This window comes from Neoaquamicrobium microcysteis (assembly GCF_008180155.1).
Lineage (GTDB): Bacteria > Pseudomonadota > Alphaproteobacteria > Rhizobiales > Rhizobiaceae > Aerobium > Aerobium microcysteis.
Window position 1 is genome coordinate 164,970 of record NZ_VSZS01000063.1, and the last position, 19,479, is coordinate 184,448.

General features: G+C 63.9%; 21 protein-coding genes. 10 read left to right on the plus strand and 11 right to left on the minus strand.

Features of this window, described 5'->3' with window-relative positions; all coding sequences use genetic code 11:
• Positions 1-102 precede the first annotated feature (102 nt).
• Positions 103-570: an Lrp/AsnC family transcriptional regulator gene (locus FY036_RS12795; RefSeq protein WP_148915121.1), complete on the minus strand. Its 468-nt coding sequence runs from the start codon at positions 568-570 to the stop codon at positions 103-105.
• Positions 571-698: 128 nt separating this feature from the next.
• On the opposite strand from FY036_RS12795, the gene hppD reads away from it, so the two are divergent.
• Entirely contained in the window at positions 699-1,814 is a 1,116-nt protein-coding gene (gene hppD / locus FY036_RS12800) for a 4-hydroxyphenylpyruvate dioxygenase (RefSeq protein WP_148915122.1), read from the plus strand.
• 16 nt (positions 1,815-1,830) lie between these two features.
• Here the strand turns inward: hppD and FY036_RS12805 are convergent, their stop codons facing one another.
• On the minus strand, positions 1,831-2,022 hold the full coding sequence (locus FY036_RS12805) for a DUF2783 domain-containing protein (protein ID WP_148915123.1): 192 nt from the start codon (positions 2,020-2,022) through the stop codon (positions 1,831-1,833).
• Entirely contained in the window at positions 2,022-3,644 is a 1,623-nt protein-coding gene (locus FY036_RS12810; protein WP_148915124.1) for an FAD-dependent oxidoreductase, read from the minus strand. Before FY036_RS12810 ends, FY036_RS12805 begins: the two co-directional genes overlap by 1 nt.
• A gap of 66 nt (positions 3,645-3,710) precedes the next feature.
• Here FY036_RS12810 and FY036_RS12815 point away from each other — a divergent pair, with 66 nt between their 5' ends.
• A complete protein-coding gene (locus tag FY036_RS12815; protein ID WP_148915125.1) occupies positions 3,711-3,938 on the plus strand; it encodes a type II toxin-antitoxin system Phd/YefM family antitoxin in 228 nt (75 codons plus the stop codon).
• A complete protein-coding gene (locus tag FY036_RS12820) occupies positions 3,935-4,306 on the plus strand; it encodes a type II toxin-antitoxin system VapC family toxin (protein ID WP_148915126.1) in 372 nt (123 codons plus the stop codon). The genes FY036_RS12815 and FY036_RS12820 overlap by 4 nt, the downstream gene beginning before the upstream one ends.
• Here the strand turns inward: FY036_RS12820 and FY036_RS12825 are convergent.
• From FY036_RS12825 to hmgA, 5 genes are all read right to left on the minus strand, one after another.
• The gene (locus tag FY036_RS12825) at positions 4,278-4,832 is read right to left on the minus strand and encodes a DinB family protein (protein WP_328593103.1); all 555 of its coding nucleotides are present in this window, start codon (positions 4,830-4,832) and stop codon (positions 4,278-4,280) included. The two genes, FY036_RS12820 and FY036_RS12825, sit on opposite strands and share 29 nt — an antisense overlap.
• 358 nt (positions 4,833-5,190) lie before the next feature.
• Positions 5,191-6,141, minus strand: coding sequence for an MBL fold metallo-hydrolase (locus tag FY036_RS12830; protein ID WP_148915127.1), 951 nt, complete (start codon positions 6,139-6,141; stop codon positions 5,191-5,193).
• A 42-nt stretch (positions 6,142-6,183) separates the two neighbouring features.
• Positions 6,184-7,197 carry a fumarylacetoacetate hydrolase family protein gene (locus FY036_RS12835; RefSeq protein ID WP_148915128.1) on the minus strand — a complete coding sequence of 338 codons (1,014 nt, stop codon included), beginning with the start codon at positions 7,195-7,197 and terminating at the stop codon, positions 6,184-6,186.
• A 10-nt stretch (positions 7,198-7,207) separates the two neighbouring features.
• Positions 7,208-7,561, minus strand: a complete 354-nt coding sequence (locus FY036_RS12840; RefSeq protein ID WP_148915129.1) for a DUF1428 domain-containing protein — start codon at positions 7,559-7,561, stop codon at positions 7,208-7,210.
• A gap of 74 nt (positions 7,562-7,635) precedes the next feature.
• Positions 7,636-8,949, minus strand: a complete 1,314-nt coding sequence (hmgA, locus tag FY036_RS12845; RefSeq protein ID WP_148915130.1) for a homogentisate 1,2-dioxygenase — start codon at positions 8,947-8,949, stop codon at positions 7,636-7,638.
• Positions 8,950-9,055: 106 nt separating this feature from the next.
• Here hmgA and FY036_RS12850 point away from each other — a divergent pair, with 106 nt between their 5' ends.
• Positions 9,056-9,502, plus strand: coding sequence for a MarR family winged helix-turn-helix transcriptional regulator (locus FY036_RS12850; protein WP_148915131.1), 447 nt, complete (start codon positions 9,056-9,058; stop codon positions 9,500-9,502).
• Between the two features lie 42 nt (positions 9,503-9,544).
• Here the strand turns inward: FY036_RS12850 and FY036_RS12855 are convergent, their stop codons facing one another.
• On the minus strand, positions 9,545-10,480 hold the full coding sequence (locus FY036_RS12855) for a hypothetical protein (RefSeq protein WP_148915132.1): 936 nt from the start codon (positions 10,478-10,480) through the stop codon (positions 9,545-9,547).
• 233 nt (positions 10,481-10,713) lie between these two features.
• On the opposite strand from FY036_RS12855, the gene FY036_RS12860 reads away from it, so the two are divergent.
• Positions 10,714-10,953: a hypothetical protein gene (locus FY036_RS12860; protein ID WP_148915133.1), complete on the plus strand. Its 240-nt coding sequence runs from the start codon at positions 10,714-10,716 to the stop codon at positions 10,951-10,953.
• Entirely contained in the window at positions 10,953-11,117 is a 165-nt protein-coding gene (locus FY036_RS23770) for a hypothetical protein (RefSeq protein ID WP_161601131.1), read from the plus strand. Before FY036_RS12860 ends, FY036_RS23770 begins: the two co-directional genes overlap by 1 nt.
• Before the next feature lie 3 nt (positions 11,118-11,120).
• Here the strand turns inward: FY036_RS23770 and tdh are convergent, their stop codons facing one another.
• On the minus strand, positions 11,121-12,155 hold the full coding sequence (gene tdh, locus FY036_RS12865) for an L-threonine 3-dehydrogenase (RefSeq protein ID WP_148915134.1): 1,035 nt from the start codon (positions 12,153-12,155) through the stop codon (positions 11,121-11,123).
• Positions 12,156-12,282: 127 nt separating this feature from the next.
• Here tdh and FY036_RS12870 point away from each other — a divergent pair, with 127 nt between their 5' ends.
• The gene (locus FY036_RS12870; RefSeq protein WP_148915135.1) at positions 12,283-13,845 is read left to right on the plus strand and encodes a trimethylamine methyltransferase family protein; all 1,563 of its coding nucleotides are present in this window, start codon (positions 12,283-12,285) and stop codon (positions 13,843-13,845) included.
• A 37-nt stretch (positions 13,846-13,882) separates the two neighbouring features.
• Positions 13,883-15,925, plus strand: a complete 2,043-nt coding sequence (locus tag FY036_RS12875) for an NADH:flavin oxidoreductase (RefSeq protein WP_148915136.1) — start codon at positions 13,883-13,885, stop codon at positions 15,923-15,925.
• A 6-nt stretch (positions 15,926-15,931) separates the two neighbouring features.
• Here the strand turns inward: FY036_RS12875 and FY036_RS12880 are convergent, their stop codons facing one another.
• On the minus strand, positions 15,932-17,998 hold the full coding sequence (locus FY036_RS12880; RefSeq protein WP_235897659.1) for a putative bifunctional diguanylate cyclase/phosphodiesterase: 2,067 nt from the start codon (positions 17,996-17,998) through the stop codon (positions 15,932-15,934).
• A gap of 217 nt (positions 17,999-18,215) precedes the next feature.
• Between FY036_RS12880 and FY036_RS12885 the strand changes: the two genes are divergently transcribed.
• On the plus strand, positions 18,216-18,725 hold the full coding sequence (locus tag FY036_RS12885; protein ID WP_148915137.1) for a hypothetical protein: 510 nt from the start codon (positions 18,216-18,218) through the stop codon (positions 18,723-18,725).
• Positions 18,652-19,479 (plus strand): transporter substrate-binding domain-containing protein, encoded by an 828-nt coding sequence (locus FY036_RS12890; protein WP_148915138.1) that lies wholly within the window; start codon positions 18,652-18,654, stop codon positions 19,477-19,479. The genes FY036_RS12885 and FY036_RS12890 overlap by 74 nt, the downstream gene beginning before the upstream one ends.

Sequence of the window (19,479 nt, forward strand, 5' to 3'; positions counted from 1 at the left end):
CTGCCGAGTGGCTCCTCACTGCCTTCCTACCCGGCTCGGTCAGGCGATCCTACAGAACTTTATGTAACAATAAAGCACCCGGGCGCCGAATTTTTGTAACATTCAGATCGGCAGCGCGGTGGTTTCCTTCAGCGTCTCCAGGACGATCGCCGTCTTCACATGCTGGACGGAATCGTGCGGCAGAAGCACATCGTTGACGAAGTCCGCAAGCGACTTCAGGTCCGGTGTTACGACCTTGAGGACGTAATCCATCTCGCCGGTTAGGGCATGGGCCTCCTGCACTTCCGGCAGGCGGGTGAGCAGGTCGGCAAAGCGGCGCGCGTTGTCGCGGTTGTGGGTCGCGAGCGTGACCGAGATGACATTTACCAGCGAGAAACCCAGCCGGTCGCGGTCCAGGACGGCGCGATAACCCTTGATGAGACCTTCGTCCTCGAGCCGCTGGCGACGGCGCGAGCATTGCGAGGGCGACAGGTTCACGCGCTCCGAAAGGTCGTTGTTGGTGAGCCGCGCATCTTCCTGCAAAAGCGAGAGTATCTTGCGGTCAAAGCCGTCTATGCGCTCGTTCGTCATCCAAAGCCTCCCCTACGCGCAACTTACTCGCATCCATAGTGCGCCCGAACACTCCGAATGCAAGCACTTTGCGAAGCGCCGGTGCTACGATTCAGCACAATCGACACCGGCCTGCACAGGAGAAGACGATGGGACCCTTTCCGCACGACGCGCCGCCCGCGAAAATCAGCGCCGAAAATCCGGCGGGCACGGACGGTTTCGAGTTCGTGGAATTCGCACACGAGGAGCCGGCGAAGCTCGAAGAGCTATTCAAAAGAATGGGTTACACGCCCGTCGCCAGGCACCGGACCAAGAAGATCACGGTGTGGCGGCAGGGCGATATCAACTATGTGGTCAACGCCGAGCCGGGTTCGCACGCGATGCGCTTCGTAGAGGAGCACGGGCCCTGCGCACCGTCGATGGCATGGCGGGTGGTGAATGCGGAGCATGCCTTCGACCACGCGGTGTCGAAGGGGGCAACGCCCTACGAAGGCGACGACAAGACGCTGGACGTTCCGGCCATCGTCGGCATCGGCGGATCGCTGCTCTACTTCGTTGAAAAATATGGCGAAAAGGGCTCGGCCTACGAAGCCGAATTCGAGTGGCTTGGCGAGCGCGATCCGAGGCCGGAGGGCGTCGGCTTCTACTATCTCGACCACCTGACCCACAATGTCTATCGCGGCAACATGGACAAGTGGTGGGACTTCTATCGCGAGCTTTTCGGCTTCACGCAAATCCACTTCTTCGACATCGACGGGCGCATTACCGGTCTGGTTTCGCGTGCGATTACAAGCCCTTGCGGAAAAATCCGGATTCCGCTCAACGAGTCGAAGGACGACACCAGCCAGATCGCGGAGTACCTGCGCAAGTACAATGGCGAAGGCATCCAGCACATAGCGGTCGGGACGGACGAGATTTACGACGCCACGGACAGGCTCGACGAGAACGGGCTGAAGTTCATGCCGGGCCCGCCCGAGACCTATTACGAGATGTCGCAGGACCGGGTGAACGGCCATGATGAACCGATCAACCGTATGAAAAAGCACGGTATTCTGATCGACGGCGAAGGCGTGGTGAATGGCGGGATGACGAAGATCCTGCTGCAGATCTTCTCCAAGACGGTCATCGGACCGATCTTCTTCGAGTTCATCCAGAGGAAGGGCGACGAAGGCTTCGGCGAGGGCAATTTCCGCGCGCTTTTCGAGAGCATCGAGGAAGACCAGATCCGTCGCGGGGTCATCAAGCCGCAGGAAGCGGCGGAGTAACTCGTTGTAACGGCAGCTATTTTCTGGCTGCCGTCAGCACCGCCCTCAGCCTTTCGAGGTCGCCGACCTCGTTGGCCAAAAGAAGCACCAGCCTCGCATTGAGGCGGGTGCTTTCTTCCATTGAAAGCCCCTCATGGGCAGCCATGAGGGCGGCGTAGAAGTCGTCGCCGGAGGCTCCGAGGCGATCCCTGCCGATGGCATTTTGCATCAACTCCTCCCTGTCGCGCGAGACAGCGCCGATCCGAGGTTACCCGAGCCCGCCCGGAAGCGCGCGGCGACGTGCTGATCGGGCCTTATGAGATAGAAATTGCCGCTTCCAAGCCGGGAAACGGCGAATCCTTGCGTGTCGTACAGCACTTTGACGTTCTCGGCCGTCCGCGAAGGGTCGCTTGACACTATCATCTCCAGAAGCTCGTTTTTGGCATCCTCGGAACGGCCCAAACCAACCTCGGATGGATCGGCATCCACGGCCAGCAGAACGAAGCGTCCGCCAAGGTGATTCAGCAGCCAATCGCCATCGCCGACCGGAGCGTCGGGCACCGCGGTTCCAGGCTCGATGCCGCCATCTTCGGCCGACGTTTGAAGGCTCATGCCGGCCAGCGAACACGGCCGGGACAGGCGGCCTGAATTGACCAGCCTGCGTGCAAATTCATGGTCGGCCGCAAGGTCCAGCACGCTGTCGCGGAAGATGCGCTCCATCTCGGTCTTCGGCGTCATGAAGGCAGTGGCGCGCGAGGAGTTGAGGATGTTCTCGTCCGCACCGTGGATGCGCTCTTCGTCGTAGGTGGCGATCAGGCTTTCGGGCGCCTGCCCCTTCACGATCATCGCCAGCTTCCAGACCAGATTGTCCACGTCCTGGATGCCGCCATTGCCGCCGCGCGCGCCGAAGGGCGAGACGATGTGGGCCGAGTCGCCGGCGAAAACCACGCGGCCGTGGACGAAGCGGTCGAGCCGCCGGCACTGGAAGGTGTAGACCGACACCCAGTCGAGCTCGAAATCGCGATGGCCGATGACCTTCTCGATGCGCGGAATGACGTTTTCGGGCTTCTTTTCCTCTTCCGGGTCGGCGTCCCAGCCAAGCTGCAGGTCGATGCGGTAGATGTCGTCTGGCTGCTTGTGGAGCAGCGCGGACTGGCCGGGATGGAAAGGCGGCTCGAACCAGAACCAGCGCTCGGGCGGGAAATCCGCCTTCATCTCGACATCGGCTATGAGGAAGCGTTCCTCGAAGACGCGGCCGGCGAAATCGAGGCCCATCATGGAGCGGACCGGTGAGCGCGCGCCGTCGCAGGCGACGAGCCAGTCGGCATCGAGATCGTAGGAGCCGTCGGGTGTCTCGACCGAAACGCGGACGCCGCTGGCGGATGACTCGACGCCGGTGACGCGGTTCTTCCAGCGCAGGTCGATGAGCTCCGGAAACTGCATCGCGCGCTCGACCAGGTACTGCTCGACGTAATATTGCTGGAGGTTGATGAAGGCCGGCATCTTGTGGCCCTCCTCCGGCAAAAGGTCGAAGTTCCAGACCTCGCGGTCGCGGTGAAACAGGCGGCCGACCTTCCACGTGACGCCTTTTGCCACCATGCGCTCACCGATGCCGAGGCGGTCCATGATCTCCAGCGTGCGCTTGGACCAGCAGATGGCACGACTGCCCAGCGAGACCACGTCGTTGTCATCCAGCACCACGCATCGGATGCCTTGCAGCGCGCAGTCTATGGCGGCGGCGAGACCGACCGGCCCCGCCCCGACGATGACGACCGGCGCGCGGGTAGGCTCGCCGCCTGCAAGCTCCGGCGGGGTGCGGTAGGAGAATGGCTGGTAGCGGTAGCGCGGCATCAGCGGGCTCGCTTGTACATGTTTAGAAAATGACCTAAATTATGGACACAATCGGAGTGGTATCTGATGAACGTCACCGTCGCGGAAATGAAAGCAAATCTGTCCGAAATCCTTCGCAAGGCTGCGGCGGGGGAAGAGGTCATCGTCACGAGACACGGCAAACCGTACGTCAAGGTCGGACCTGAGCGGTCTTCAATGACCAAGCTTCCGCGCCTCGGGGCCTTCAAGGGGCAGATCAAGATCGCGGACGATTTCGATGAGCTCGGGCCGGAGTGGGACGAGTACATCAAGTGACCGCTTATCTGGCGGACACCCATGTGCTGCTCTGGTCGCTGGACGGCGGGGACAAACTCTCTGCGAAGCAAAGACGCGTCATCGATTCCGATGCGAAGGTTTTCGTCAGCGTGGCGACTTTGTGGGAGATCACCATCAAGACGTCGCTCGGGAAGCTCGTCGTCCCGGCGGACTTCCTCGACGGCGTGGTCAGAGCCGGTTTCGATCTCCTGACCATAAACACCGAGCATATCCGCGTACTTGGCAACCTGCCGCATCATCACCGCGATCCATTCGATCGTTTGCTGGTCGCCCAGGCAATGGCCGAACGGGTGACGCTGCTCACAGCCGATACGCAGATCATGCGTTACGACGTGAAACATCTGTAAGGTCCAGTCGCGCGATTTCGGGGTCACGCTCGAAATCGAGGAAGAACTCGTCGAGCTGCGGCGGCTTGACCGAGGTCCCGGCCAGCATGGCGTGCGCCTGCCCGCGATGGTGGATCTGGTGCTGGAACAGGTGGGCGAGCAGGTTGTCGATGCGCTCGGGAATTTTTCCCTTTTCGCCCCGGTCGGTGATGACGATACGCGACATGTCGGCGTCGGTAAGGCGGTCGCAGAAGACGATGAGGCGTTCGTCGGCGGCCTGTTGCAGGGGCGCGAGGTCGGAAGCGTGGGCGAAGACGATCTCGTCGTCATAGACGCTTTCGCCCAAACCACCCTCTTCCACCGCGTCGATATAGTAGAGATCGACGAAGTGGTTGTGGGAGAGCGTCGCGGCGATGGACGGGAAGAAGGACGTGCGCGTTGCCGTGAAGGCTGCGCCGTCAAGCCGGGCGCAGGCGCGCAGGAGGACATGGTTCGACCAGCGATTGTTGCGGGCCATGGCGGAGAAATGCGCAGGCAGGTTGGTCAATTGGTCCTCCCGTTACTAAGCGTTGCGGGCTTCAATACCCCCACCCTTTATCCCTCCCCACAAGGGGGAGGGAGACCTCGGCGTTGTGCTGACCTACTGCGTCTCCGTACGGGCGAAACAGTTGGTCGCTGTACGCTTCAACACCCCCACCCTTTATCCCTCCCCACAAGGGGGAGGGAGTCGTCGGCGTTGCGGCCGCCGTTCAAATCAGACAAATCCATCCGAGCTGAGGTGCGACGCTTGACATCCTTCCTCCCCCTTGTGGGGAGGAATAGAAGGTGGGGGTACCGAGGCGCCGTACCTTTCATCGTTACTCTACCCCGACCTCCCCTCAAGGGGGAGGTTGAGGGAGCGGCTGTCACCCCTGCAATGCCTCCCACATCGCCTTGTCGCGCTCGGCCGTCCAGATGCGCGGGGTGTCGATGCCGAGCGCCTCGTCATAGGCTCGGGCGACATTGAAGGGGAGGCAGTGTTCGTAGATGGCGTAGTCGGCGAATTTGGGGTCGCAGGCCGCGCGGCATGCGTCCCACGCCTCTTTCAGCGAGCCGCCGCCCTGCGCCACGCGCGCGATGGGGCGGTAGGTGGACATGACGAAATCGGCCGTGCTGTCGATGGCGTCGTTGACCATGCCCGACCCGACGAGCGCATCGCCGCGACCGGGCGCGATGGCGTCGAGGTCGAAGGCGCGGATTTCCTCGAGCGTCATCGGCCAGTCGGAAAAATGCCCGTCGCCGCAATAGCAGGCCGAGTGATATTCGACGATGTCGCCGGTGAACATGACGTTTTCGTCCGGCACATAGGCGACGATGTCTCCGGCCGTGTGCGCGCGGCCGAGGAACATCAGGTCGATGCGGCGCTTGCCCATATGGACCGTGAGCCTGTCATTGAAGGTCATGGTCGGCCAGGTGAGGCCGGGGATCGATTCATGGCCCTGGAAAAGGCGCGGGAAGCGGCCGAACTCCGAATCCCAGTCCTCCTGCCCGCGCTCGACCACCATGGAGCGGGCCTTTTCGGACATGAAAATTTCCGACGCGCCATAGGCCGACGCGCCCAGCACGCGCACCGCGTGATAGTGGGTCAGCACCACGTATTTGATCGGCTTGTCGGTGACGGTCCTGATCTTCTCGATGACTTTGTTGGCGAGACGCGGGGTCGCCTGCGCATCGACGATCATGACCGCATCGTCGCCGATGATGACACCGGTGTTGGGGTCGCCCTCGGCCGTGAACGCCCACAGGTCACGGCCGATCTCGGTGAAGGAAATCTTCTTCTCAGCGAGGTCGCCGGCCGAGGCGAATTGTTTGGTCATGTCAGGTCGTCTCCAAAATTTCAGGGGCTTGTTAGTGCGTCCTCACCCCTCGTACTTCTCCACCGTCTGCTCGATGGCGCCGAAGATGGAGTGGCCGGAGGCGTCCTTCATCTCGATGCGGACGGTGTCGCCGAAGCGCATGAAATCGCTGGTGGCCTTGCCGTTAGCGAGCGTCTCGACGATGCGCAGCTCGGCAAGGCAGGAATAGCCGACGCCGCCTTCGGCGATGGTCTTGCCGGGCCCGCCGTCGAGCTTGTTGGAGACAGTGCCGGAGCCGACGATGGTGCCGGCGGCGAGCGGGCGCGTCTTGGCCGCATGGGCGATGAGGGTGGGGAAATCGAATGTCATGTCCACGCCGGCATTGGCGCGGCCGAAGGGCTTGCCGTTGAGGTCGACGAAGAGCGGCAGATGCAGCCTCCCGCCATCCCATGCCTCGCCCAGCTCGTCGGGCGTGACGGCGGTGGGGGAGAAGGCGGACGAAGGCTTGCCCTGGAAGAAGCCGAAGCCCTTGGCAAGCTCGTCCGGGATGAGGCGGCGGAGCGACACGTCGTTGACCAGCATGACGAGGCGGATGGCCTGTCGCGCCTGATCGACACTTGCGCCCATGGGCACGTCGTCGACGATGACGGCGATCTCGCCTTCCATGTCGATGCCCCACGCCTCGTCGGCCATCACGATCGGGTCGCGCGGCCCGAGGAACGAGTCGGAGCCGCCCTGATACATCAGCGGGTCGGTCCAGAAACTTTCCGGCAGTTCGGCGCCGCGTGACTTGCGGACCAGCTCGACGTGATTGACGTACGCGGAACCGTCGGCCCACTGGTAGGCGCGCGGCAGCGGCGAATGCGCGTCGTGCTCGTGGAACCGCTCGGACGGAACGGAGCCATGGTCGAGGCCTTCGGCCAGTGCCTCCAGATGCGGGGCGATGCGCGACCAGTTGTCGAGCGCGGCCTGAAGCGTGGGAACAAGATAGGAAGCGTCGGTGTAGCGGGTCAAATCCCGCGAGACGACGACGAGCTTTCCGTCGCGGGTCCCGTTTTTCAGGCTGGCAAGTTTCATTTGTCCTCCGTCAGGCTTCCACGAATATCCGGAAGCCGCCATAGATCATTCGTTTCATGTAGGCGGGCATGTTTTCCATGCTTTCCGCCAGACGCGGGTCGGCCATCACCTTCTTCATCACTTCGTCGCGATGTTCGCGCGACTTGTAGGTGGCGTATGAAAAGACGACCGTCTCGCCCTCCTCCTTCTTCACCGCCATGGGGAACGACGTCACCTCTCCATCCGGCACGTCGTCGGCGATGGCCTCAACATAGGACAGTGCGCCGTGTTCCATCCACACCGTTTTGCCGAGTTCGGCGTTCTTTCGATATTCCTCGAACCCGGCGTTCGGCACCGCGAGCACGAAACCATCCACATAGGCCATGACAGACTCCTTCGTTGGGGGTTGACTGTCAAAGGACGATTGGACGGCGCGATTTCCGACACGGTTGCGCGAAATCAGCTCCAGTCGCCCTCCGGGGTGCCGTTGAAGCGCTTCTTGAGGTCGTTCCAGCAGTCGATGTAGTTGTCCTGAAGCGTGTCCAGCTCGGCGGCGTAGCGCGTGAGAAGCTGGGGGAAACGGGTCTCGAACATGAAGGCCATGGTGTTTTCCAGCTTCACCGGCTTCAGGTCGGCGCGCGAGGCCTTCTCGAAGCCCATGGCGTCGGGGCCGTGGGCGAGCATCATGTTGTGCAGGCTCATGCCGCCGGGCACGAAGCCCTCCTCCTTGGCGTCGTACTGGCCGTGGATGAGGCCCATGAACTCCGACATGATGTTGCGGTGATACCAGGGCGGGCGGAACGTGTCCTCCGCCACCAGCCAGCGCGGCGGGAAGATGACGAAGTCGATGTTGGCCGTACCTTCCTCGCCGCTGGGCGCGGTGAGCACGGTGAAGATCGACGGATCGGGATGATCGAACAGGATCGCACCCACCGGCGAATAGGTGGCGAGGTCGTATTTGTAGGGCGCGTAGTTGCCGTGCCACGCCGCGACATCGAGCGGGGAGTGGCCGATCTCGGTGACGTAGAACTTGCCGCACCATTTGACGACGATGCGGCAGGGGGTTTCCTTGTCCTCGTACCAGGCGGTCGGCGTCTTGAAGTCGCGCGGGTTGGCGAGGCAGTTGGCGCCGATGGGGCCGCGGTCGGGCAGCGTGAACTTGGCGCCGTAGTTTTCGCAGACATAGCCGCGCGCCTCCGCGTCCATCAGCTCGACCTTGAAGGTGAGGCCGCGCGGCAGCACGCAAATCTCGCCGGGCTGCACCTCGATGACGCCCATCTCGGTGACGAAGCGCAGTCCGCCCACCTGCGGCACCACCAGAAGCTCGCCGTCGGCGTTGAAAAAGTGGTCGTCCACCATGTCGGCATTGGCGACATAGACGTGGGCCGCCATGCCGGCCTGCCCGAACACGTCGCCTGCGGTGGTGATGGTACGAAGGCCGTGGATGAAGTCGGTCTTCTCCGAGGGCATCGGGGTGGGGTTCCAGCGCAGCTGGCCGAGCGGCAGCTCGTGGTCGCCGACAGTGGGCGCGGACTTCCACAATGGCAGCTCGAACGGCGTGAAGCGGCCGTGATGCCTGACGCTGGGGCGGATGCGATAGAGCCAGGAGCGCTCGTTGGTGCCGCGCGGCGCGGTGAAGGGCGAGCCGGAAAGCTGCTCGGCATAAAGGCCGTAGGCAGGACGCTGCGGCGAATTGCGGCCTTGCGGAAGCGAGCCGGGAAGCGTTTCCGTCTCGAAATCGTTGCCGAAGCCCGGCATGTAGGTGAAGGCCATCGTCTCTCTCCCGAAACCGACACCGCCCGTCGTATGCAGGCGGGCGAATTCGTTTCAGCCGTAACTATCGAATATGTAACTATCAACCGCCGATGTGGACCGCCAGATGAGCGACGAACTGCTCTCGCTTGAAGATTTCCTGCCCTACCGCCTCAACCGGCTGGCGGACGCCGTGAGCCGCAGCTTCGCGCAAATCTATCGCGACCGGTTCGGGCTGACGCGGCCCGAATGGCGGCTGCTGGCGACGCTGGGGCAATACGGGACGATGACGGCGACGGCGATCGGCCAGCATTCGGCGATGCACAAGACCAAGGTAAGCCGGGCGGTGACGGGACTGGAAAAGCGCCGGTGGCTGGCGCGGCGCGTCGACACGGCGGACCGGCGCGTGGAGCATCTTTCGCTGACGAAGGCCGGCGAGGAGGTCTACCGCGAACTCATCCCGCTGGCGCATGCGTTCGAGCGGGAATTGCTGGGGAAGTTAGGCGCGGAAGACCGCAAGGCGCTGCTGGCAGGCATTGCCGCAATGGAACGCGCGACCTGCCCTTCCGATTGAGAAAGGGCGGGCGGATGATCCGCGCCGCCCCTGAAGCCGTGTCTATTCGGCAGCTTCCCGGAAAGGCTGCGCCGGCGGTTCCTTGCGCTCCTTGCGGATGGCGAAGTCGGGCTTGATCTTGGCGGCGAAATACTTCTTCGCGCCGGAGAGCTTCCATGCGGCGGCGAAGCCCGCCTTCATCCAGAACAGCGGACCGGAGATGGCGCGCGAGCGCGGCTTCCAGCCGAGGAAGTGGCGGCCGACGCCGTTGGCCAGATTGACGAGATAGTGGCGGCGGATCTCGTCGGTCCAGTATTCGACCGTAAACGAAACGTTGAGGCTGTCGCCGTTGACCACGCGGTGCGGGTAGTTGAGCGGCCACAGCGCGCCCATGCCGGGCTTGAGGTGCAGCACCGCCGCCTTGTCCTCGAAGGACGGATCGTAGTCGATCTCCTCGTAGGACAGGCCGGTGACGACGCGCTCGAGCGCCTCCTGCGGCAGGAACGGATCGCCATCGGGATAAATCCAGATCGTCTTTTCGCCGCGCACATGCATGAGGCCTTGGCCGGGAATGTCGCAGTGGTAGAAGACGCGGGCGTTGGGCGAGGAAATCAGCAGGCCGATGCGGTGCTGGAAGGTCTTGAGCCCCGGCACCTGCGCGGCGAGATCGCCCAGAAGCTGGTCGATGATCGCCTGATAGCGCGGGTCGAAGCTGCCGGCCTCGGCAACATTGATCCACAGAAGGCCATCGCGCACGGCCTGCAGGATTTCCATCCCGCTCATGTCCTCGAACGACGCCCGCTTCCAGGTGGCGCGGTCTTCGCGGTTGGGGTCCATGGTGGACACCTCGCGGATCGCCTGTGGATTGCCCTCGATCAGCTTCGCCAGCGCCTCGTCGGAAAACAGAGGGTTGGTCGCAAGGTCGTGACGCACCGGAACGATCTTCTTGTTCCACTCGGTCGCCAGATTGTCTGCCTCGAAATGAAAAGTCCCGCGCATGATCGGCCTCCATGCCTTTTCGCTGGAACTTCATTCGCAGAAGGCACCCAAACAAACGCTAACGCAGCGGAACTTTCGCGGGGCGTAGTGAGCGGATTATAACCGCAATGCAGCCGATTTTATTGAATCGAGAGTCCTGTGACAGGCTGTAGTATTCTTGTTCGAAGCCATATGGTCGGGCTTGCCGCTATCGACGCCAGACCATACATTTCAACCAAAATTTGGAGATTTCAATGGCAACATTACCTACTCTAGAAGACAAGGGCCGTATGGTCCTCACCATTTTCAAGCATTTTGATACTCGTCCTGGCGAAGTGCTGGATAAACGTAATCTTGTAACAATGTGCGCCCAATGGGATTGGCGAACCAGCGACATTGCTAAAGGTGTCGAGTACGGGTTGGATACAGGATGGTTTGAGGGCGGGCCTAACAATTCGATTAGATTAACAGAAGCTGGGTTCGCAGCAATCTGATGCCCGCGGACACCAATAGAGACCCGCGCTCTGCAGCCGACTGCAAGAATGTTCCCGCCAAAGAACTCTTCGCCGAGCGGGGCAACCGCGCCGATCTCGATGCTTTCGACCGGATCATGAACCGAAAGGGCGGACAGGAACCCGACCCGGAGGACAAGGTCTAGAAACTACCAGTCCATCACCACCTTGCCGGAATTGCCGCTCTTCATGGCTTCGAAGCCGTCGATGTAGTCATCGATGCCGATGCGGTGGGTGATGAGGCCCGACACGTCCAGCGGGCCCTGCACCAGCGCGATCATCTTGTACCAGGTCTCGAACATCTCGCGGCCGTAGATGCCCTTGAGATGCAGCATCTTGAAGATGACCTTGTTCCAGTCGATCTCGAAGCCGGTGGGGGCGATGCCGAGGATGGCGATCTTGCCGCCATTGTTCATGGTGTCGATCATGTCGCGGAAGGCGGCGGCCGAGCCGGACATCTCCAGCCCCACGTCGAAGCCTTCCGTCATGCCCTCTTCGCGCATCACGTCGCGCAGGTTCTCGTTCGACGCATCGACCACGTGATGCACGCCGAGCTTGCGGGCAAGGTCGAGGCGGACGGGATTGATGTCCGTGATGACGACCTTGCGCGCGCCCACGCACTGGGCCACCAGCGCGCCCATGATGCCGATGGGCCCCGCGCCCGTGACCAGCACGTCCTCGCCCACCAGATCGAACGAGAGCGCGGTGTGCACAGCATTGCCCAGCGGATCGAAGATCGCTGCGATCTCGTCGGGCACGTCGTCGGGGATGGGCACGACGTTGTGCTGCGGGATGGCGATGTATTCGCCGAACGCGCCCGGCCTGTTGACGCCGACGCCGAGCGTATTGCGGCACAGATGCCCCCTGCCCGCCCGGCAGTTGCGGCAGTGACCGCAGACGATATGGCCCTCGCCCGAGACGCGCTGGCCGACCTTGTATTCGGTGACGGCGGCGCCGAAATCGGCGACCTCGCCCACAAACTCGTGCCCGGTGACCATCGGCACGGGCACCGTCTTCTGCGCCCACTGGTCCCAATTGTAGATGTGCACGTCGGTGCCGCAGATCGCGGTCTTCTTCACCTTTATGAGCACGTCGTTCGGCCCGATCTCGGGAACCGGCACCTGCTCCATCCAGATGCCCGGCTCCGCCTTCGCCTTCACCAGTGCGCGCATCATGTTCGACATGACATGTTCCTTCGTCGTTTCCGGGCCAGATAGCACAAGGTTTCCGCAATTGCGTCACCGAAAGCCGCAAAGAGGCATGGTCACGCAGCGTAACGGCCCCTAGCCTTGCACGTTAAGGGAGACCGAAATGAACGCCTCCGAAGCCGCATCGTCCGCAACAACACCCCGCCGCGAGCGTGGCGGCAGGGTAGCGCGGCGCGAACAGCGCAGCCACGGCCAGCAGGGCCACGGCCGCCCCTATATCGTGCGCAACATACCGACATACGACATCCTGTCGGAAGAAAACCTCGTTCGCATCGAGCAGACGGCCGACCGCATCCTGGCCGAGATCGGCATCGAGTTTCGCGACGACCCGGTGGCGCTGGACCACTGGAAACGCGCCGGCGCGAAACTGGAGGGCGACCTCGTGCGGTTCGAGCCGGGCATGCTGCGCGAGGTGCTGGCGACCGCGCCGGCGCAGTTCACCCAGCATGCGCGCAACAGCGCCAATTCGGTCGAGATCGGCGGCAAGAGCGTCGTCTTCGCGCCGGCCTACGGCTCGCCCTTCGTGATGGACCTCGACCGGGGCCGGCGCTACGGCACCATCGAGGACTTCGCCAATTTCGTGAAGCTGGCGCAGGCGTCACCCTGGCTTCACCATTCGGGCGGCACGATCTGCGAGCCGGTGGACGTGCCGGTGAACAAGCGCCATCTCGACATGGTGTACGCGCATATCCGCTACTCCGACCGGCCTTTCATGGGCTCGGTGACGGCCGAAAGCCGCGCCGAAGATTCCATCGACATGGCGCGCATCGTCTTCGGCCGCGACTTCGTGGACGAGAATTGCGTCATCCTCGGAAACGTCAACGTCAACTCGCCGCTGGTGTGGGACGGCACGATGACGCTCGCGCTGCGGGCTTATGCGCGCGCCAACCAGGCGGCGGTGGTGGTGCCGTTCATCCTCGGCGGCGCGATGGGACCGGTGACCAATGCCGGCGCGATCGCGCAGTCGCTGGCCGAGACGATGGCCGGCTGCGCGCTGACGCAACTGGAGCGGCCGGGTGCGCCGGTGATCTTCGGCAATTTCCTGTCATCCATGTCGCTGCGCTCGGGCTCGCCGACATTCGGCACGCCGGAGCCGGCCATCGGCTCGATGGTGATCGGGCAGCTTGCGCGCAGGCTGAACCTGCCGCTGCGGTGCTCGGGCAACTTCACCACCTCGAAGCTGCCTGACGCCCACGCCATGAACGAGGGCACGATGTCGATGCTGGCGGCCGTGCATTGCGGCGCGAACTTCATCCTGCATTCGGCGGGCTTTCTCGACGGTCTGCTTTCCATGTCCTACGAGAAGTTCGTGATGGATGCCGATTTCTGCGGCGCGCTGCACACCTATCTCGACGGCGTCGTCATCGACGACAACCAACTGGCGCTGGACGCCTTTCGCGAGGTGGGACCGGGCAGCCATTTCTTCGGCTGCGCGCACACGATGGCGAACTACGAGACAGCGTTCTGGGATTCGGAGATCGCCGACAACGAGCCGTTCGAGAAGTGGGAGGCAGCGGGCTCGGAGGATGCGGCCGTGCGCGCCAACTGCAAATGGAAGAAGACGCTGGCCGAATACGAAGCGCCGCCGCTGGACGAAGCCATAGATGATGCGCTGAACGACTTCATGGCGCGCAAAAAGGCCGCGATGGAGGATGCGTGGTACTGAGATATTGCAGCCAGGCCCGACACCGGCATTGGATACCATGACTGCCGATCCGCTTCTCCAGCCCTTTCGCCTCAAGCACCTGACGCTCAAGAACCGGCTGATGTCGACGGCGCATGAGCCGGCCTATTCGGAAGACGGGCTGCCGAAGGAGCGCTACCGGCTCTATCACGCGGAGAAGGCGAAGGGCGGCATCGCCATGACGATGACGGCGGGGTCGGCCATCGTGTCCCGCGACAGCCCGGCAGCCTTCGGCAACCTGCAGGCCTATCGCGACGAGATCGTGCCGTGGCTGCGCGAACTGGCGGATGCCTGCCACGAGCACGACTGCAAGGTGATGATCCAGATCACGCATCTCGGCCGCCGGACCGGCTGGAACAAGGCCGACTGGCTGCCGGTGCTTTCGGCCTCGCCGGTTCGCGAGCCGGCCCACCGCGCCTTCCCCAAGGAGGCGGAGGAATGGGATATCGAGCGCATCGTGGCGGATTATGCGGCCGCCGCTCAGCGGATGCAGGCGGCCGGGCTGGACGGGATCGAGTTCGAGGCCTACGGCCATCTGATGGACGGGTTCTGGTCGCCGGCGACGAACCGGCGCGAGGACGAGTATGGCGGCGGCCTCGACAACCGGCTTCGGTTTTCGACGCGCGTGATCGACGCCGTGCGGGATGCAGTGGGGCCGGACTTCGTCGTCGGCGTGCGCATGGTGGCGGACGAGGACCTCGCAACCGGCATCTCGCGCGACGAGGGGGTGGAGATCGCGCGGCGGCTGGCGGCGGGCGGCAAGGTCGATTTCCTCAATATCATCCGGGGCCATATCGAGACGGACGCAGCGCTGGCCGAGGTGATCCCCATCACCGGCATGCGCTCGGCCCCGCATCTGGACTTCGCCGGAGAGGTTCGCGCGGCGACGGGCTTTCCGGTGTTTCATGCCGCGCGCATTTCGGACGTGGCGACCGCGCGGCACGCGATTGCCAGCGGCAAGCTCGACATGGTGGGCATGACGCGGCCGCACATCGCCGACCCGCACATCGCCCGCAAGGTGGCCGCGGGGCAGGAACACCGCATCCGCCCCTGCGTGGGCGCGACCTACTGCCTCGACCGCATCTACGAGGGCGGCGAAGCGCTGTGCATCCACAACGCGGCGACCGGCCGGGAGGCAGCGATACCGCATGTGATCGCGCGGGCCGAGGGGACAGCCAAGACGGTGGTCGTGGTGGGCGCAGGGCCGGCGGGACTGGAGGCGGCGCGGGTGGCGGCCGAGCGCGGGCATTCGGTGAGCGTGCTGGAGGCTTCGGACAGGGCCGGCGGCCAGATCAACCTCGCCATCCAGAACCCGCGCCGGCGCGAGCTGGTGGGCATCGTGGACTGGCGGCTCTCCGAGTTGGACGCGCTGGGCGTCAGCATCCGCTACGGCTGCTGGGCGGAGGCAGACGACGTGCTCGCGCTGGCGCCGGACGTGGTGGTGATCGCCACCGGCGGCATGCCGCAGAACCCGCCGCTGGAAGCGGGCGACGAGTTCGTGACCTCGAGCTGGGACATTCTTTCGGGCGGGGTGAAGCCCGCGGAGAACGTGCTGGTCTATGACGACAATGGCGGGCATCCGGGCATGAGTGCCGCCGAATTTCTGGCGCAGGCGGGGTCGAAGGTCGAGCTGGTTTCGCCCGAGCGCTTCTTCGCGCCGGAGATGGGCGGGCTGAACCATGTGCCCTACATGCGCGCGTTCCACGAAAAGGGCGTGACGGTGACGATCAACACGCGCGTCGTGGCCGTGCATCGCGAGGGCAACCGGCTGGTCGCGACGCTGGGCTCGGACTTCGCGCCGGGATGGCGGGTCGAACGGCGGGTCGATCAGGTGGTGGTGGAACACGGGACCGCGCCAAACGACGAGCTGTACCACGCGCTGAAGCCGCTATCGAAGAACCGTGGCGCGGTGGACTACGAAGCGCTGGTGGGCGGCGGGGAGATATTTCCGGTGAGCGAGCCGGAAGCCGGCTTCACGCTGGTGCGGATCGGCGACGCGGTCGCCTCACGCAACATCCACGCCGCGATCTATGACGGGATACGGTTCGCGCTGCGGTTTTGAGCTGCCTCAGGCCCGTGCGCCGTCGACCAGCGTGAGGACCGGGCGGCGCGGGGAGCGGGCTTCCAGCCATTCGCGCGCCTGGGTGTCGGGCATCGGGAAGGCGATGGAATAGCCCTGCACCTGGTCGCAACCGATGGACAGCAGCGAGGACAGCTCCTCCTCCGTCTCCGCGCCCTCGGCGATGATGGAGATGCCCAAGCCGCGCGCAAGCTCGGTGATGGCGCGCACGATCTTGGAGTTGTCGTCGTTGAGGTTGATGTTCTGGACGAAGCGGCGATCGATCTTGAGCCGGTCGATCTCGTTGGGATTGACGTGGGTGAGCGAGGCGTAGCCGGTGCCGAAATCGTCGAGCTCGAGATGGACGCCTGCGGCGCGGATCATGCGCAGCTTGGAGGCGATGCCGGTCTTCTCGTCGTCGAGGATGACGGATTCGACGATCTCCAGTGAGAGCTTCTGGGGCGGCAGGCCCGCATCCTCAAGCATCGCAAACAGGAAGCGGGTGAAGTCGGGCTCGCGCAGCTCGGTGCCCGAGACGTTGACCGCCAGACGCCCGAACTGGATGCCGGTGCGATACCAGGAAGCGGCTTCCTGAATGGCCTTGCGCATGACGATGCGGCCGATGCGGGGCATGTCGCCCGCCTTCTCGGCGATGGGGATGAACTCGCCGGGCGAGATCATGCCGCGCTCGGGATGATGCCACCGCACCAGCGCCTCGACGCCCGCGATGGAGCCGTTGGTGAGCGAGACTTGCGGCTGGAAATAGACGCTGAAGGCGTCGTGCGCGATGGCCGCCGCGATGTCGCGCTCCAGTTGCTTGCGGTGCTCGAGCTCGCGGCGCAGCTCTTCGGAGAAGAAGGAGAACGTGCCCCCGCCGTGCTTCTTGGCCGCGTAGAGCGCAAGGTCGGCGTGGACCATAAGGTCGCCGGCGTTTTCTGCATCGACCGGATAGACGGCGATGCCGGCACTGGCGCCGCAGAAGATGGTCGCGCCCTCGTAGACGATGGGCTCGTTGAGCTGGCCGAGAATGCGGCGGGCCAGCGTGTCGATGTCCTCGGAGCTGCCTGCCGCCGGCATCACCATGATGAACTCGTCGCCGCCCAGCCGGGCGCAGATGTCGGAGGCGCGACACGATGCACGCATACGCTCTGCCGTCGTGACCAGAACGTAGTCGCCCGCCGCGTGGCCGAGCGAGTCGTTGATCTGCTTGAAGCGGTCGAGGTCGATCTGGATGACCGCCAGACGCTCGCCGCGCCGGTGGGCCGACTTGATGAGCGTGTCGAAATGATCGTGCATGAAGGTGCGGTTGTGCAGGCCGGTCAGTCCGTCGTGAATGGCGACGAAGGCCATGGAATTGCGTGCGTCGACCAGCTCGCTGGTGCGGCGGCGGATGACCTCGGCCATCGGCCGGAAGATGAACATCGCCACGAGCGCGATGACGAGGATGGTGGCGTAGAACAGGAGCCGGTGGGTGTTCAACATGCGCTCGAGCATGGTGCGCGAGCCTGCGGCGAGCTTCTCGCGCAGCGCGGAGTAGCCGATGAGCGTGGCGTTGGCGACCGCCTCATCTAGAGCGGCGCGCTCGCTGCCGCCGCGATAGCCGGCACTGGGATTGCTCTGCCCCAGCCATGCCTCCAGCGAGGATACGAAGCGCCAGCCATTGGCCGCAAGGCTGGTCGAGAAGTGGTCGAGATGATGGGGGGCAGAAAACAGGATCGCGCGCGCATCGTCCTCGCCGGCGGCTTCGTCCTGGTCCAGCCGGTCGAGTATCTCGTCGTAGTTGCGCTCAAACTGCGAGGTCGCCTGGCGCAGCGAGCCGACGAGCGGACGCCGGTTGTCGGGCGCGGCCTGCGTGGCGGCGTTGGCGAGGAAGACGATGCGCTGCGACAGCGCCTTCTGGGCGCTCACCAGCGTCATCAAATCCTCGTCGCGCTGGTGGGCGGCGATCATGTGCTGGAGCAGCAGATAGGTCGCCAGCGCCATGGCGGCGATTATCATCAGCGCCATCCAATAGGCGGCCTTGATGGTGAGGATAAGTCGGTCGGAGCCTGAGCGCGGCTGGCCCGTCAAGTCCATGGATCGTTGCCCCCGATGTCCCTATGCGGCCCACTTGCTCCCTTTCATGCGCGCGCAGAGGTTAACAGGGGGCGCGGGAGACCCGCCGGAAGAAGCCATTTCGGCCCGGCTGGTTAGCGGCGCGTTCACGCGATCGTTCCAATTGGCGCGATTGCGCGCGATCAAGGCCGGCAGCCGTGCAGACGCGCATCATGGAGCAAATGCAGGGAGCCGTCCGATGGGCCGACCGGAACGCGCGGGCCTCGCCTATTTCGCGGCCGTGTTTGCAACAGGCTTCCTGTTCGGCACGGTCCGCGTCCTCTTTGTCGAAGGCCTTATCGGCACCGAGCTTGCGGTGGCCGCCGAGCTGCCGGCGATGCTTGCGGTCTCGTGGCTGGCGGCGCGTTTTCTGGTTGTGCGGGTACGCGTCGGCGATGCGCCCGCTGCCAGGCTGCGCATGGGTTTTGCCGCGCTTTGCCTGTTGGTTCTTGCCGAAACGGTGCTCGGGGTGGCACTGTTCGGCCAGACCGTGGGGCAACACTTCGCGGACTATGCCACATTGCGCGGCGCGCTGACGCTGATCGGGCAGGCCGGATTCGGGTTGATGCCCCTGTTCGTCGCACGGCGCCGCAACGATGAAGGGCACAAGAACCAGAACACCAAAGGGGAAGCTCATGTACATCAAGAAATTCGCACTGATCGCCGCGTCCGCTCTCGCGCTGATGGCCGGGCAGGCCATGGCGGGTGAGACGCTGGACCGGGTGACCAGCTCCGGCAAGCTGACCATGTCGTCGGACCCGGAATATCCACCGCAGTCGTTCCTCAACGATTCCAACGAGATGGACGGGTTCGACGTCGATGTGGGCAAGGAGATCGCCAAGCGGATGGGCGTGGAGCTGGCCATCGTGACGCCGTCGTGGGAGGTCATCACCGCGGGCGGATGGGCCGGACGCTGGGACATGTCGGTCGGCTCGATGACGCCGACGGCGGCGCGCGCGCAGGTGCTGAACTTCCCAGCCGTCTACTATTACACGCCCGCCTCGTTCGCCGTGCACACGGATTCGCCCGTGGCGACGCTGGAAGAGCTGAATGGCAAAGTCATCGGCACCTGCGGCGGCTGCACCTACGACGCCTATCTGAACAAGGACCTCGAGATCGATGCGGAAGGCGCACCACCGTTCGAATATCAGGTGACGGCCGGCGAAATCCGCACCTACGAGACCGATACCAACGCCTTCGACGACCTGCGGCTGGGTGACGGGGTGCGCGTCGACGCGGTGTTCTCGGCGCTGCCGACCATCCAGGAGGCGATCAAGAACGGCTATCCGCTGAAGGTCTTGGGCGAACCCGCGTTCTACGAGCCGCTTTCGGTCGCCACCGACAAGGGCGACGACGAGTTCGACGCGAAGATCGCAGAAATCGTCGGCGAAATGCACGAGGACGGCACGCTCAAGGCGCTGTCGGAGAAGTGGTACGGCGTGGACCTGACCACGGTCGAGTGA

Excerpts from the sequence above, each read along its gene's own strand:
- FY036_RS12885 (WP_148915137.1), top strand. The coding sequence starts at position 18,216 with ATGGGCCGACCGGAACGCGCGGGCCTCGCCTATTTCGCGGCCGTGTTT.
- FY036_RS12835 (WP_148915128.1), bottom strand. The coding sequence starts at position 7,197 with ATGAAACTTGCCAGCCTGAAAAACGGGACCCGCGACGGAAAGCTCGTC.
- FY036_RS12880 (WP_235897659.1), bottom strand. The coding sequence starts at position 17,998 with ATGGACTTGACGGGCCAGCCGCGCTCAGGCTCCGACCGACTTATCCTC.
- FY036_RS12815 (WP_148915125.1), top strand. The coding sequence starts at position 3,711 with ATGAACGTCACCGTCGCGGAAATGAAAGCAAATCTGTCCGAAATCCTT.
- tdh (WP_148915134.1), bottom strand. The coding sequence starts at position 12,155 with ATGTCGAACATGATGCGCGCACTGGTGAAGGCGAAGGCGGAGCCGGGC.
- FY036_RS12860 (WP_148915133.1), top strand. The coding sequence starts at position 10,714 with ATGGCAACATTACCTACTCTAGAAGACAAGGGCCGTATGGTCCTCACC.
- FY036_RS23770 (WP_161601131.1), top strand. The coding sequence starts at position 10,953 with ATGCCCGCGGACACCAATAGAGACCCGCGCTCTGCAGCCGACTGCAAG.
- FY036_RS12830 (WP_148915127.1), bottom strand. The coding sequence starts at position 6,141 with ATGACCAAACAATTCGCCTCGGCCGGCGACCTCGCTGAGAAGAAGATT.
- hppD (WP_148915122.1), top strand. The coding sequence starts at position 699 with ATGGGACCCTTTCCGCACGACGCGCCGCCCGCGAAAATCAGCGCCGAA.
- FY036_RS12870 (WP_148915135.1), top strand. The coding sequence starts at position 12,283 with ATGAACGCCTCCGAAGCCGCATCGTCCGCAACAACACCCCGCCGCGAG.
- FY036_RS12805 (WP_148915123.1), bottom strand. The coding sequence starts at position 2,022 with ATGCAAAATGCCATCGGCAGGGATCGCCTCGGAGCCTCCGGCGACGAC.
- FY036_RS12810 (WP_148915124.1), bottom strand. The coding sequence starts at position 3,644 with ATGCCGCGCTACCGCTACCAGCCATTCTCCTACCGCACCCCGCCGGAG.
- hmgA (WP_148915130.1), bottom strand. The coding sequence starts at position 8,949 with ATGGCCTTCACCTACATGCCGGGCTTCGGCAACGATTTCGAGACGGAA.
- FY036_RS12890 (WP_148915138.1), top strand. The coding sequence starts at position 18,652 with ATGTACATCAAGAAATTCGCACTGATCGCCGCGTCCGCTCTCGCGCTG.
- FY036_RS12840 (WP_148915129.1), bottom strand. The coding sequence starts at position 7,561 with ATGGCCTATGTGGATGGTTTCGTGCTCGCGGTGCCGAACGCCGGGTTC.
- FY036_RS12850 (WP_148915131.1), top strand. The coding sequence starts at position 9,056 with ATGAGCGACGAACTGCTCTCGCTTGAAGATTTCCTGCCCTACCGCCTC.
- FY036_RS12875 (WP_148915136.1), top strand. The coding sequence starts at position 13,883 with ATGACTGCCGATCCGCTTCTCCAGCCCTTTCGCCTCAAGCACCTGACG.
- FY036_RS12855 (WP_148915132.1), bottom strand. The coding sequence starts at position 10,480 with ATGCGCGGGACTTTTCATTTCGAGGCAGACAATCTGGCGACCGAGTGG.
- FY036_RS12795 (WP_148915121.1), bottom strand. The coding sequence starts at position 570 with ATGACGAACGAGCGCATAGACGGCTTTGACCGCAAGATACTCTCGCTT.